The sequence below is a fragment of the Bradyrhizobium iriomotense genome, assembly GCF_030160715.1.
Taxonomy (GTDB): Bacteria; Pseudomonadota; Alphaproteobacteria; order Rhizobiales; family Xanthobacteraceae; genus Bradyrhizobium; species Bradyrhizobium iriomotense.
The window spans coordinates 17,722-30,935 of the sequence record NZ_BSOW01000022.1; the positions used below are offsets into that span (position 1 = coordinate 17,722).

Here is a 13,214-nt window from a genome sequence, read left to right on the forward strand (position 1 = left end):
TTGGCTCCGCCATCAATCTGGAACGCGCAGCCAACGCTTCTATCTGACGGAGGCAGGCGCAGATGCCGCAACGGTTACGCCGAAGGCAACCGCGAGTGCTCCGATCCAGAACAGCGTTCTGATGGGAGTCTCCTGCGCAGAAAATTTCGCAGGCCGACCTCCCTCAACGATCTTAGCTTGCGCCGCCCGGTGCCCATTGTGAGGGAGTTCACACGCAGCAGAGAATTTCGACGCTCGCGACAATTTGCCTCGCCGAAAGCATGCAGGCCGAGACCCATCGCGTCCGTTGCGGCGACGATGGGTTTCGCGAAGGACTCTACCCGTCGGACGGGCTTGGCGACGTATAGGCCAGAAAAATCAGCGTGCCGATCAGCAGCGCCGTTGCCATGAACAGCAGCACCGCCGGCAGTCCCGCAAGCGCCGCCACTGCGCCGGTGGTCGACTGCATCAGGGCCGCGCCGAGGAAGAAGGCGAGGTTGACCGCGGCGAGCGCCTTGCCGGCAACCTGCGCGTCGACCAGTTGCCGTGACATGCCGAACAGCAGCGGCTGCGCGGAGGTTGCAAGGCCGATGAGCACGAACAGCACGAGGTCGTATTGCGGCGGCATGACGGGAACGCCGAGCAGCAGAGAGACCGCATAGTGCGGCGCGCCGAGCGCCATCAGCGCGAGCAGACATGCCGCAATGAGGTGAGCGCCGGCAACCAGCTCGCGGCGGCGGCCAAGACTGCGATCGACCATGCCGATGCAAAGCGGGCCGACGATCATCGCGATCGTGAACGCGCCGAGCTGGTTGCCGGCCTCGACCCGCGACAAGCCCTTGATCTCCATCAGCCACGGCCCGCCCCACAGGCCACGCAGCACCAGCGAGGTCGCAAGCGACACCAGCGCGAGCGCGATCAAACCGCGCAGGGGACGTGAGAAACCGAGCCGCAGCACCTCGATCATCTGCGACAGGGCGGAAGAATCGTCCTTGTGCTCGGCCGGCTGGTCCGGCACCAGCGCGAACACGGCGAGCGCCACCAGGATCCCGGCCAGCCCAGCGATCCAGAACCCGGCGCGCCAGCCGTAATGATCGACCACGAAGGCGAGCGGGCTCGACGACAGCAGCATGCCGATATTGCCGATCGAGAGGATAGCGCCCGACCACAGGCCGAACCGCGCCGCCGACAATTGCTTGGCAGCCAGCGTCATCGGGCACATCAGCATGCCGGAGGTGGCAACACCCAGCAGCAATTGGCCGAACGCAAAACTTTCCGGCCCCGCCGCAAAGCCGGAAGCGGTGGCGCCGACCACGGTTCCCGCGAGCAGGCTGAGCGACACCACCCGCACGCCGAAGCGATCCATCGCCGCGCCGACCGGGATCTGCGCAGCGGCAAAGGCGAAATGATAGACCGAGGTGAGGCTGGCCAGCGCCTGCGGCCTCATGCCGAAATCCGCCGCCATCAGGTCGAGGCTGACCGCGGGGATGGTGCGCAGCAAGGTCGAGAGCATGTGGCCGCAGGCCAGCGCGATCAGCGCAAAGATCAGCGCGCGGGTGCCAACTCCCGCTTCCTCCGTGGCCACCGCAGTCATGAGCGTCCCGTCCCGGCAAGGGTTTTCGGTGGGGTTACACGATTGGGGGGAGGGTGCCAACTGCGGGAAAGACAGTCCCGTTATTCCAGATCGCGGCGTAGGAGGCCACGCACGGCAAACGGGCCGATCGCTCCGCTTGTTCGAAGCGATCGGCCTAGTCTAGGGAGGAACGCCCGTCGGGCGGCGCGGCAAAGCGAGGCTAACGCTCAACCGGTCACCTAACATAGCCTGCTCAACGGACACAGCGTATGAACTAGCTCACATAAGGAAGGGCCGTTTGACTTGACGGGCGGCGGCCCGACCACAGGTGCGAACCGCGCCGAGACGACGGTAGCCACGGCTAGCGCAACGGAGATCCCATTTGGCGACGCACATGCGCATTGGAATCATCTCGGACACTCACGGCCTGTTGCGGCCGGAGGCAGTGCAGTGCCTGGCCGGAGTATCACACATCATCCACGGCGGCGACATCGGACGGCCGGACGTTTTGGACGGACTTCGCCGCATCGCGCCCGTCACCGCCATCCGGGGCAACATCGATGTCGGTGATTGGGCGAACAGCTACCCCGAAACAGTGACCGTGCAGCTTGGCGGCCGATCGTTCCATGTCCTGCATGACCTGAAGTCGCTCCGGATCACGCCGGCCGCTTGCGGGATAGACGTCGTGATCTCCGGACATTCCCATCAGCCCGGCTTCAACACCGCAGACGGAGTGCTCTATCTGAACCCCGGCAGCGCCGGCCCGCGCCGCTTCAAGCTGCCGGTGACGGTTGCGACGCTGGACGTTTCGGCGCGAGGCGTTTCTCCCGTCATCCACGATCTGGGTTTTTAGGATGGGTTGAGCGACTTGTCCGCCGTAGCTCGAAGAGCGAAGGCGGAAGCGAGATCCATCAAATCATTTCCGACGAGGACGGGTTCGCGAAGAGCTCAACCCATCCTGCCAACTCGTCCGCTTGCCGGGCTAGACCGGACATGGTTGGGCGCGAACCAACGGCGCTTTTGACCCATAGCGGAACCCTCCCCACCTCGCGAGACCCGCAATGCGTGACAGTGATGCCACCAATGGTGGAGCAGTTAAAGCCAAGGTTCTAAGCTATGACATGCTCGGCGGCCGCTTACTCTTGTGCGAGAGTTGATTCCAGCCGCGAGATGTTTTCCTGGAGGCGACGGTTGTTTTCCAGCAGACGCTGACTAGTGAGGATAAGGATGTAGTAGCCGAATTGCTGATTACTTTGAAAGTAGATTTCAAGCAGCCTTTCATAAGTTATAGTCAGGACTTGTCCGTCTTCTATGCACTCGACCGTTGCGGTTCGTCGGTTGTTGGGCGTAAGGAAGCCAAGTTCTCCCATGAGACGCCCTGGCGGAAACTCGACGCCGGTTTCTTTGACTAGAAACTTCCCGGTGACGGTGAGAAACATTTCGGTCGCCGGATCACCCTTCCTGAATAATCGGTCGCCATGGCGATATCTGCGTTCGGTCATGAACGGTTTGAGCCATTCCATCGACATGTCACCTTGCATCGCATTACGTGCCTTCTTAACGAGCCTGAGCAGTTGACCGAGACGAACGGCATTGACCGGCAGCAACAGCAGATAAAGCAGAAAGGTGGCGACGCTTTCGGAAAGCGCGCCAGAGATTGCGAAGAATGCACAGCCGACCATATTCGCGACCCGCAGCGGCACCATTCTCTGCATCAGCAAGGTAGCGACAAGGAAGACTGCGCCGACCAGAGCAAACAAGTTGGCGAGCGTGATGTTGGCCAACACAATTTCCAACAGCCGATCAAACAGTGCGTCGTAGGTGATGTTGTTGGGATCAAGCCCCATTTGAACGAGAATCTTTGCGATCCTGAGATTATCCGCCGCCGTATCAAGAATGCGGTTTAGAATTGTCGAAAGATCTGCAATGGAACGCATCGGATCACCCCACGCAAAGCAGTCGGTTATTTTTCGAACTTCGCAGATACTGATAATCGAAGTCTGACGAGCACAAGCGGTATTGATCCACGATCAGTTTTACCCGGCGCTGTTGCCTTCGGCAATCGCAGGCGCGTGGCCAGTCGCGCATTCGCGCTCACACCGGACATGGCTCCCGCTGGCTTCGACCCGCGATGCGTGAGTCCGCTCCTGGCCCATCTCGGACTTCTGGCAATGGCCACGTTAGCGCTGCTGTTGGGGACATAGCAGACATCAAACGCGCCGTCGCATCGTCCCGTTTTACCAGACGCGACGTCGGGAAGCGCATGGACGATCTTTAGAACTGATCCTGCACCCGGCGGTAGGCTGGATGTTTCGGGTTCTTCACCTTGATCCAGCGATTGCAGCGGCCAGCGCCGCGGCACGCTGCCTTAATGCGACACATTGTCAGACTGCGTGTTTGGTGGCTTCCCAAAAATGACTCCAATTGCGTCGAGAAGCCTATTGATGATGATCAGTACGAGGGTCGTACTAAATCCAAACACAAAAGGCATCAACAGCGTTACGGCCATCATGGCGTCTTCTGCGGATAACGTTGCGGCCATCTTGGCGTCAGTTGCGGTCGTCGCACCGCTTGACGTGGTTGCTTTGATGGCATCAAGCGTCTGAATGAAGTGTTCAAACCCCCCGAACCCGAACGGCAATGCTAAGATGAGGCCAAACATCGCGCCCAACATGATCCGGATTACAAGGAGCTTTTGATTTCCAATATCGAACGTGATGCTCTTTTGAAGCGATAATGCGTTCATCGAGATGTAAGCGATTGAGCCGAGAGCGCCCAGTGCCATGAGCCAGAAGAAGTAAGGAATCAAATGCCGATCTTTGCCTATTAAACTGGTTGCGATGAGCGATACCACGGCGACTATCATGATGATCAGCGACATCCGAATTAGCAGGTGTTTGCTCTGACTAATATAAAAGTCGCGCCTGCACGGCTCGCCTAGCAAAGAGTGCAGATCTTGAAGGCGGGTTTCCAGTGCAACCCACTCCGCTTCTGTCGGCGCACGACCTCTCTCTCGCGACCAGAAGCGCGGTTTTCGTAGTCGGCCGATCTTACCTATTACAAGCAGGTGCGCCTTTTCGGACGGAATGCTGACACCTTCGCGCTGCATGAAATAGCAGAGGTCAGTCAGTGTCGATTGCAATCGATTGAACTTTGGATCGTTGATCACATAGTCCGAGGTTGCGACACTGCATTGTCCATTGACCAGGGTTTTCCCTCGGTCTTTGGTCTGGATCAGACTGCATCTGCACGACGACATCGGACATGGGCGCCTCCTTTGGCTATTAACCCACAATAATGCCCATCGCATTCGGAAGTGTGATCTACCTTACATCGTATTTGTCAATCTCCTCACAAACGTGCGAAGCGTTTGATGCTGCTCGCCAGGCTCGGCGAGGGCTCTGGAATGGCGGAAGTTTGAGTTCGCGACCGCGAGGGGCGTGCCCTCGACGTCACGCCCAAAATACACCCCCCGCCGAGAGGTCCCTTGATGCATAATTGTTTAGTTGTGCATCACGTCGATGGCCGTTGAGTTCTACGAACCAAAGGTCGGCCACATGTCGGTCGTCGAGAGTAAACTGGACCTAGCTGAGACTTGGCCACGACTTCCGAGTCCGACCCGAAGCGGTCGCTGCGGTCGCGGGCAAGGCCAACCATTTGTACGTCGGCGTGCATATGGTTGATCGCAAACATCATCAACGAGTGTGCTCATCATCATACCGGTATGCTTGCGCGCCGTGGCCTGGGTGCATCACGATCCCTGGCGGCCACAAAAGATTCTGTTTGTACTTGAACCTTTGACTTTAAAGCAGGAACTACTTTACGAGGCCGCTTCTCACGAAGCGGGACTGATTAACTGATACTGAAGCAATTTTCTGATCATCCATACGCGCCTTGCGCAAGAGAGGTTGCTATGGGCGTAGTTTTTCAGCGCGTCGATTGCCGCGTGCGACATCATTGCTCGACGGGCGGACATCGTAGCCGCGGTTTCATTGTCGCGATGCTCTGTGCGGCATGCATAATCCAGTTCGTGAGTGAAGCGAGCGCTCAATGCAGCGCACGAGATGTCTTGCAGAGCCAGCTGAAGCTCAAGAAAGCTCCCTCAGCCAACGGGCCGCCGGTTTTGGTCAAGTCCGCTACCGGTGTCCCGGTGTGGAAGACGATTACGCTGGGGACTTTTGCGGACCCGTTGGCTCTTCGTAATGCGTTGGACAAGAAAGGTTGCAGCATTGGAGGGCTGGCTGCGGAAATTCTCGCTCGACCCGCCTTTGCCGTCAGCTCTACGAAAACAGACGTGGAGCTTGTTGCCGTATCAGCGGTCCAACTCGGCTTTGAAACCGATACCGTGACTTTGACCGCAATTTATGCTCAGGCGCGGCAGCTTGGTTTTGAACTGGCGCCGGCAGAGGTCGGTCCGCAATTGAGGCTTCAATACTTTGACCAGCCCATGGGGGAGTTTCTCATCATCGGAATGGAGCCAATCAAGACGTGGAGTGGCGAGCCGGTCATTCTAAACGTGGCTAATGGCGGAGCTGGACTTATCCTCTTTGGCCAGGATGGCCGACCTGACGCAGAAATCTCCGTGATCTCCCGCTTCGTATTTGCGCGGTCCAACGAACGGTTCACCCCGGCGCTCGCGTCTACTCCTGCTCACTAGCGACGTACATCGTCTGCTGAACCATTGTTGGCCGGGAGTGTCCCGGTGAGGTACCGTCCGCGCCGCTCACCCGCATATGCCGTGACCGGCGTTGTGGCTTCCTGGGTGTGAATGAGTTCACAACGGCGTCGCCAAGCGAATGCTAGCTTCCAGCCATTCAACCATGACTGAGATTTTTTGCAGAGGGCCTCTATTCCGAACAGCCTCCAGGAGAGGGTCATGTTCAAACAATTCCTTTTGGTCGCGGCAATTGCCTCTCTCGCGTTAGCGACATCCTCTGGAGCCCATTGCGAATATGCTTTGGGGCGTAGCGCGTCCACCGTGGCGCGTTCGGTTTCGTTGCATTCTGATGCAACTCGACCCACGGAAGACTTGTTGGACGACATTGTGGCCTGGCTCTCGTCAAACTTTGACCTGCCAGCCATCAAAGAACGTCCCACCATTGAATTTGCATCGAGGATGGAGCTTGCGAGGTTGCGTGCAAGGGACCTTGCTTCTTCGCAAGGCTTCATAGGAAGCGAGGGGCAACTGGCTCAGCGCGAGGTTGTCGCACTCTACGACGACAATACGAGAACGATCCTGCTTCCTGACGATTGGGGAGGGACTTCGCCGGCGGACCAATCGGTCCTGGTACACGAAATGGTTCATCACCTTCAGAATCTGGGAAGGCTCAAATTTGATTGCCTCCAGGCGCGAGAGAAGACGGCCTACCTGGCTCAGGCCAAATGGCTGGAGCGGTTCGGACTGAGCTTGGAGAAAGAGTTCGACGTCGACATGTTTACGGTGCTGATCTCTTCAGCATGCATGTATTGATTGTGACCGGCGGATTTTGGTCGCCGCTCGGCGAGCGCATTTCCGAAAGGGCGCAAAGCAGGATCTCGTACGAACCGGGTTTCAGCGGATTTGACTGATGGCCAGACTCTTGGTGGTTCTTGCAATTGCGTTGGCTGTCCTGGCGATGGCTCGGGAGCAGCAGAATCAGTTTGCACCGCTGCCAACAGGACCACTGCCAGCCGCGCTTATTCCCTGAGCTCTCCAAGGCTGATGCGTTCACCCAACTGGCCGGTGGAGCACAATCGGCTCATGGCCCGCAGGTGACCTGGTCCTTTGGGCCGCCAGCGTCTGGTTGCAGAGGCAAGCAGGCCAAGCTCCAAGCAGGTGAACGCTCCAAAGAACAAGGGAAATCATTTCAACTCCCGTAGCAGCTTCCGCGCGTCATCCAGCAACGCCCGGACCTGACGTCGCTCGGCCATCGCAGCCCTGGTGAACAGCCCGTGCTTCCGTGCGTTACGGTTTCGCTTGGGCGCGCCGGAGCCCGGCGCGCTGCCATGCATGCGGCAGCGGCTCTTGCCCGGCACCGCCGGCGCCCGGCACGCACCGCCGCATCGGGTTCTGGCGCCGCAGCGCGGGCTCGCCAGCATTGGCACGGTGTCGTATCGCCGATCGTTCATGCCCGGGCGGCGCGCGTCGCGTGCACGGCATCGAGTTCGCGTTCGCCGAGCTCCTGCATCGGGACAGTTCGCGCATTGGCTATAGCGACCGGCGAGCGTTGGTCTGCAACCATCACGCTGGCATGCTGCGTGACGTTGCCTACGATGGCCTTGCCGCCGTCCTGCACCGACAGGTTTTGCACGGTGATGGCGGGCTCGTCCTTGCTCCGGTAGCGGTTGAGCGCCTCCATCTGGGCGGGAAAGGTGCGGGCCAGCCGGCCGAGGGCGCGCGTGGCGCTCTCCTGCTGCGCTAGGTCGTTGGCTCTTCCGAGCTGACAGGTCCAGCGCATCGTCAGCACATGGACGGACACCATCTGCGCCACCAGCATGGCCTCGATGGCGTCCCTGGGCTTGATGCTCTGCACCATCGAGAGCATGAAGGCGAGGCTGGTCGGGTCGGGTCTCGTGCCAGCCATGCTTGCCCGCACCAGTTGCCGGAGGATGCCGTACATCGCGTCGCGGTCGGCAACGCCGAATGCCTCCACCATCAGCCGCTCACCCACGTCCGGGTCCGGATGGTCGATCGCAGCGCCGCGGCGCGAGAACCTGATCCGCGGCATGACGGTGGTTCGGGCTTGATCGGGCACAGCGATCGTCGTGGTCGTGTTGCGGTCGGATGCTGTGGTCATGTTGATGGACTCCTTCGCGCTGGGCGCGCGCGGTTGGGCACGCGCAAGCAAAGCGCCCGCTGCGGCGGTGAGGTGCAACGTCATCGGTCGATTGAGATTTTTCGCGCGCACGGACGCAAGAGGGCGGCCATCGTCGGGCGCCTCGAGCTGTCGTTCACGAATTGTGCGATGATCTACTTTTACCCCTGATTTGCCCGACGTGTCAAGTGGACTTCGCTAAATCAGCAATTCGCGTCCCGCGACCCTGTCGCGCCTTTGCATGGGGTTGTTTTTCAGATTTTTGATTCACCGCCGGCAGCTCGCCCTCCGTTGATCTATGTCAACTTGCTCGCCGTCCTCGGGAACACTAGTGGTCGCGGCTGGATCGTGCCGCAGGCGGACCATCCGGCCGGATTGACCAGGTTCGTCGCCGCGAACAAGGGGTCATCGGCGCCCGTGGAGGCGACAAAGTGACGGCTCTAGGCGTACAGGCTGAGGGGGCGCCCCGAACGCCGCTCTCCCGATTTCGTGCTTCATTGCGTCACCTCTACGGTGGACGCAGCGCGAATTCGCGCGTCTTCTTCTACGCGCTTCTGGCCTTTGATCTCGCCTCGCTCCTGTTCATCATCATCACGTCGTTTCTTCCGCGCAACCGATTGATCGGTGCCCTCGACGTCACCTTCGGCATCGCATTTCTGGCCGAGTTGTTGATGCGCCTGGCGGGAAGTCGCCAGGTCAGCCGGGAGCTTCTTCGCGTCACGACCTGGACCGACGTTGCGGCGATCGTGTCCCTGCTGGCGGCGACAGCGAGCGAGGCCGCCGGCTTCCTGCGCGTGCTGCGCACGTTTCGGCTGCTGCGAACCTTCCGGGTGGTGCAGTGCCTGCGTGAGGACAGCGTCTTCTTTCGCCGCAATGAAGAGCTCCTGTTCGCCATCACCAATCTGTCCGTCTTCATATTCGTCATGACGGGCGTGGTTTACGAAACGCAACGCGGCGTTAACCCGGGCATCAAGAACTATGCAGACGCCCTCTATTTCACGGTCACTGCGCTGACGACGACGGGCTTTGGCGATATCACGCTGCCGGGAACGGCGGGGCGCATGATTACGGTCGTCATCATGATCTTCGGCGTAACGCTCTTCCTGAATCTCGCGAAAGTGCTGTTCAGCCCGACCAAGGTGCGGTTCAAATGCCCGTCCTGCGGCTTGTTTCGCCATGATATCGACGCCGTGCACTGCAAGGCGTGCGGAACAATATTGAACATCCCTGACGAAGGCGCCGTTTAGCCCCGAGAGCGGAAAGGTGCGCGATGTCCTCGCCGCGCTTCCGAGTTGCCTCTCAGCTCGAGGATCGTACGCGCGACGCGATGCGGATCCCGCGCGTTTTCGTGTTTCTGGCCGCGCGCGGGGCGATCATGCTGCGTGCCCTGCCGAGCCGCGTGGCGCCTGTCGACGGCGCGCTCCGCTTGAGCAGCAAAGCGAGCCGCTTGCGCACGCGGTGCGCGGCGAGTTTTGCGGTAGCCTCCGCGGATTGCGCCTTCTGAATCAGCGCGGTGACGCTCGCCGCAGGAGAGGCCGAGACGAACGCGACCTCCTTGATCTTGGATAACCCGCCGACGCCTTCGCAGGGTGCTTCGCTGGGCAGATCAATGCGGATCGCGAGCATGTCGGCGTCCTCGATCCAGTCTTCCGCCTTGGTGCCGGTGATGATGTGGACGTAGTCGCGTGTCTCGCGCGGAAGTGCGCTCTGCTTCGCCAGCCATTTCTGTATGCGGCCGCTGCCGGCATTGTAGGCGGCTGCGGCGAGGCCAAGATTGCCGAAATCATCGCGCAGCTTGCGCAGCAGCTTTGCGGACGCGGGGAGCGCCTTGAACGGATCGAGGGGATCGTCGAGCCCGACTTCGGCTGCGGTTTCCGGCATGAATTGCGCGACGCCTCGCGCGCCGGCGTGGCTGACCTCGTTCGAGCGGAAGCGGCTCTCCTGCCAGATCAGGCGTGCAAAGAACGGGACCGGGATTTCGCTGTTCTCGGCGGCCTCGCGGAGCGCGTGGCAGAATGCATCGTGCGGCGACTGCTCCGCCTCGTATTCGGTGATGGTCTCCGCCGGCCTGTCTGACGGAGAAGAACTCTCTTGTGCGGGTGTCGCGTTGGACTGTTCGTCGGCCTTGGCGCTTTCAAACAGCGCTGCGAAGGCGGAGGAGATATGTTCGGATGGACTGGCTGCGAGGAGGAGATTGTTGACGCTCGATGCCGGAGTGGCAGGTCCATCGAGGTCGAGCATCAGGACGAGGAACGCGGCGAGCGCCGCGAAAACAAATCGCATTGCTTGTGTGAGCCTCAATTGTGGATGAGTTGGTCGCAATTGCGCCGCCGATAGGGACTTTTTAACGAGTCGATTGCGGCGAAGCTGCGATCTTTGCTGTTCCGTGCAGGAACACCGTATTTTCCTCGCTCTGGAACTTCGTCGCGTTCCGCGACTTTACGGAGAAGTCCTTGGCTGAGATGCGGTATGTTGCGAACTCTTGCCGCTGTTGTGCTCTCGTTCCTTGCGTTGACGCCTGTCATCGCAGGTGGTCTCGACGCCGCTGCCATCAACGACGCAGCGATGCCCGCGAAGCCGGCGGGCTCCGACAAGCCGAGCAGCTCTATCGTCAAGCTTCAGATCCTGCTCGATCGCGCGCGCTTCTCTCCGGGCGAGATCGACGGCAAGCTCGGTGAGAATGCGCAGAAGGCGCTGTCCGCATTTGCCGAAGCAAATGAGCTGAATCTCGGGAAGGCAATCACACCGGATCTCTGGGACAAGCTCGCCGCGACGAGCGACGGCCCTGCCATCGTCGACTACAGAATTACGGAAGCGGATGTGAAGGGGCCGTTCCTCAAGACGCTGCCAGCAAGGATGGAGGACATGAAGAGCCTCCAAGCGCTGAGCTACACCAGCGCGCGCGAGGCGCTCGCCGAGAAATTCCACATGAGCGAAGCGTTGCTCAGCGCGATCAACCCGGGGAAGACCTTCGACAAGGCCGGGGAAACGATCGCCGTTGCGAACGTCATCGGGCAGCAGAATGCGATGCCGGTCGCGCGCGTTGAAATCGACAAGACGCGGCAGACGTTGAAGGCGTTCGATGCAAGCGGAAAGCTGCTGGCGTTCTATCCGGCGACGGTCGGCAGCCCGGAAAAGCCGACGCCGAGCGGCACGCTGAAGGTGACGGCCATCAATCAAAATCCGACCTATCGCTACAATCCGGATTACAGGTTCAAGGGCGTGAAATCGAAGAGGCCTTTCACGATCGAGCCTGGTCCGAACAATCCCGTCGGCTCGACCTGGATCAACCTGTCCGCCGAAGGCTATGGCATTCACGGCACTCCTGATCCCGGCAAGGTGAGCAAGTCGGCTTCGCACGGTTGCGTCCGGCTCACCAACTGGGATGCGCTAACACTCAGCGCGAATATCAAGAAAGGAATGCCGGTCGTCTTTCTGGACCAGTCAGCAGAAGCGACGCCTGCGCAACACCAGGCGTCGACAAGGAAGAGTTCGCGCATGTAACGGCACTGAGCGGTGCGCCGCTGCGGTCGCTAGTCTTTCGGAAAGTCCTTGCGCATCGCGATCTCGGCGGCGTCACCCGGCGAGAGCACGGTCTGGTTGAAGGCCGGCTGCGGCCTCGTCATGATGTCGTAGAGCGAGATGCCCTTGATCGGCTTTGCCATCAGCTGGCGCACGCATTCGGCCAGCGTGCCGTTGTAGACGAGATAGGGCGGGCCTCGGTCCTTGAGCCGCTCGCCCTTTAGCGACGGCCACTTCTTCAGTTCGGCCGGCGCGTCATAGACGATTGGCGAGCCTTCTCTAAACATGCATACGATCCCAGGCAGACGTGGTTTGCCTGGGATCGTATGGCGCCGGGGTAAACAGCCGTTAAAGAATTAGTTCAAATCAGCCGGCAACGAAGGCGAGCAGGGTGCCGTTGGCGGCAGCAGGGGCCACGCAGATTGCCGCGCCGCTGCGGGTGGCGGCCGCACCAAGTGCCTTCTCGGTTGCCTCGAGATCGCCGCTCACCAGCACGAGCGCCGCGCCGCCGCGCTCGGCAAGACCTCTCAGCGAGACGCCGGGGTAGCGCTTGCCGAGCTGGTCGAGCGTCAGGAACACGAAGTCGGCGCGGTCGCCGCCGGAGGGCACCGTGACGGCGCCGTCGGCTTCCGCTTTTGCCTCGCGGTCGATCAGGCGCGACAGATGGGCGGCGTCGTTCGCGGGCTCGGGGCTCGCGATCAGTACCTGCTTCAGCCGCTTCGCTCTGTTGGCGTGCATCATCAGTTCGGGAATCCACACCGTCTCGCGCGTCTTGTGCTGGCAGGCGAAGATGCGCACGCCGCCAGGCGCTTCCGCGACCGGCCACTGGAAGACGCGGAATTTCGCCGCCGACACCGTGCCGTCCGGCAGCGTCACCGGCCGCTCGAAATCGACCGGGCCGACCGGCGTTAGTCCATGCGCGCGAATCTCCTCCGCGCCTGCGGTGGAATCGACCGCGGTGAAGGCGATGCGCTCGATGCCTTCGCCGCGTTTTTCGAGAAAGGCGCGCGCCGGAGCATTATGTTCCGTTGGCGCGAGCACGCCGAGCAATTCCATATAGTCGGGGTCGAACATGATGGTGTAATTGCCAGATCCCATATGCGCACTGTGGGTGCCGCGCGGCGAGACGGTGAAGCCGAGCCGCTTGTAGTTCTCTGCGGCTTTGTCGAGATCCTTCACCATGACTACGGCGTGGTCGATTCCGATGACGTTTTTGAGGGCCACTTGATTTTCCCGGCATGAATGGGTGGATTAGGCTGGCGAGCACGACAACGCACCTGCATGCGGCTGTCAACTGCGACAGCCGCAGATGCGGTATCTCGTGACGCTTGGGACAATTTGGAAAG

Annotated in this window: 13 protein-coding genes; 5 read left to right on the top strand and 8 right to left on the bottom strand. The window is 60.5% G+C overall.

Annotated elements, in window-relative coordinates; all coding sequences use genetic code 11:
* Positions 1 to 316 precede the first annotated feature (316 nt).
* Positions 317 to 1,573 (bottom strand): MFS transporter, encoded by a 1,257-nt coding sequence (locus QQL28_RS28205; RefSeq protein ID WP_284270745.1) that lies wholly within the window; start codon positions 1,571 to 1,573, stop codon positions 317 to 319.
* 373 nt (positions 1,574 to 1,946) lie between these two features.
* On the opposite strand from QQL28_RS28205, the gene QQL28_RS28210 reads away from it, so the two are divergent.
* Positions 1,947 to 2,405, top strand: a complete 459-nt coding sequence (locus QQL28_RS28210) for a metallophosphoesterase family protein (protein ID WP_284270747.1) — start codon at positions 1,947 to 1,949, stop codon at positions 2,403 to 2,405.
* 283 nt (positions 2,406 to 2,688) lie between these two features.
* Here QQL28_RS28210 and QQL28_RS28215 read toward each other — a convergent pair whose 3' ends face one another.
* A complete protein-coding gene (locus QQL28_RS28215; protein WP_284270749.1) occupies positions 2,689 to 3,489 on the bottom strand; it encodes a Crp/Fnr family transcriptional regulator in 801 nt (266 codons plus the stop codon).
* A gap of 431 nt (positions 3,490 to 3,920) precedes the next feature.
* The gene (locus QQL28_RS28220) at positions 3,921 to 4,811 is read right to left on the bottom strand and encodes a hypothetical protein (RefSeq protein ID WP_284270751.1); all 891 of its coding nucleotides are present in this window, start codon (positions 4,809 to 4,811) and stop codon (positions 3,921 to 3,923) included.
* A gap of 741 nt (positions 4,812 to 5,552) precedes the next feature.
* Between QQL28_RS28220 and QQL28_RS28225 the strand changes: the two genes are divergently transcribed.
* Positions 5,553 to 6,209, top strand: a complete 657-nt coding sequence (locus tag QQL28_RS28225) for a hypothetical protein (RefSeq protein WP_284270897.1) — start codon at positions 5,553 to 5,555, stop codon at positions 6,207 to 6,209.
* A gap of 219 nt (positions 6,210 to 6,428) precedes the next feature.
* Entirely contained in the window at positions 6,429 to 7,022 is a 594-nt protein-coding gene (locus QQL28_RS28230; RefSeq protein WP_284270752.1) for a DUF6647 family protein, read from the top strand.
* A gap of 371 nt (positions 7,023 to 7,393) precedes the next feature.
* Here QQL28_RS28230 and QQL28_RS28235 read toward each other — a convergent pair whose 3' ends face one another.
* Both QQL28_RS28235 and QQL28_RS28240 read right to left on the bottom strand, forming a co-directional pair.
* Complete coding sequence (locus QQL28_RS28235; protein WP_348522526.1) at positions 7,394 to 7,660, bottom strand: HGGxSTG domain-containing protein; 267 nt, start codon at positions 7,658 to 7,660, stop codon at positions 7,394 to 7,396.
* Entirely contained in the window at positions 7,657 to 8,328 is a 672-nt protein-coding gene (locus QQL28_RS28240) for a hypothetical protein (protein ID WP_284270754.1), read from the bottom strand. Before QQL28_RS28240 ends, QQL28_RS28235 begins: the two co-directional genes overlap by 4 nt.
* Positions 8,329 to 8,843: 515 nt before the next feature.
* Between QQL28_RS28240 and QQL28_RS28245 the strand changes: the two genes are divergently transcribed.
* A complete protein-coding gene (locus QQL28_RS28245) occupies positions 8,844 to 9,593 on the top strand; it encodes an ion transporter (RefSeq protein WP_284270757.1) in 750 nt (249 codons plus the stop codon).
* Between the two features lie 52 nt (positions 9,594 to 9,645).
* Here the strand turns inward: QQL28_RS28245 and QQL28_RS28250 are convergent, their stop codons facing one another.
* Positions 9,646 to 10,629 carry a lytic transglycosylase domain-containing protein gene (locus QQL28_RS28250; protein ID WP_284270760.1) on the bottom strand — a complete coding sequence of 328 codons (984 nt, stop codon included), beginning with the start codon at positions 10,627 to 10,629 and terminating at the stop codon, positions 9,646 to 9,648.
* A 186-nt stretch (positions 10,630 to 10,815) separates the two neighbouring features.
* Between QQL28_RS28250 and QQL28_RS28255 the strand changes: the two genes are divergently transcribed.
* Entirely contained in the window at positions 10,816 to 11,850 is a 1,035-nt protein-coding gene (locus QQL28_RS28255) for a L,D-transpeptidase (RefSeq protein ID WP_284270762.1), read from the top strand.
* 29 nt (positions 11,851 to 11,879) lie between these two features.
* Here the strand turns inward: QQL28_RS28255 and QQL28_RS28260 are convergent, their stop codons facing one another.
* Together QQL28_RS28260 and QQL28_RS28265 are read right to left on the bottom strand one after the other, a co-directional pair.
* Positions 11,880 to 12,155: a hypothetical protein gene (locus QQL28_RS28260; RefSeq protein WP_284270764.1), complete on the bottom strand. Its 276-nt coding sequence runs from the start codon at positions 12,153 to 12,155 to the stop codon at positions 11,880 to 11,882.
* Positions 12,156 to 12,234: 79 nt separating this feature from the next.
* Positions 12,235 to 13,092 carry a VOC family protein gene (locus QQL28_RS28265; RefSeq protein WP_284270766.1) on the bottom strand — a complete coding sequence of 286 codons (858 nt, stop codon included), beginning with the start codon at positions 13,090 to 13,092 and terminating at the stop codon, positions 12,235 to 12,237.
* Positions 13,093 to 13,214 lie beyond the last annotated feature (122 nt).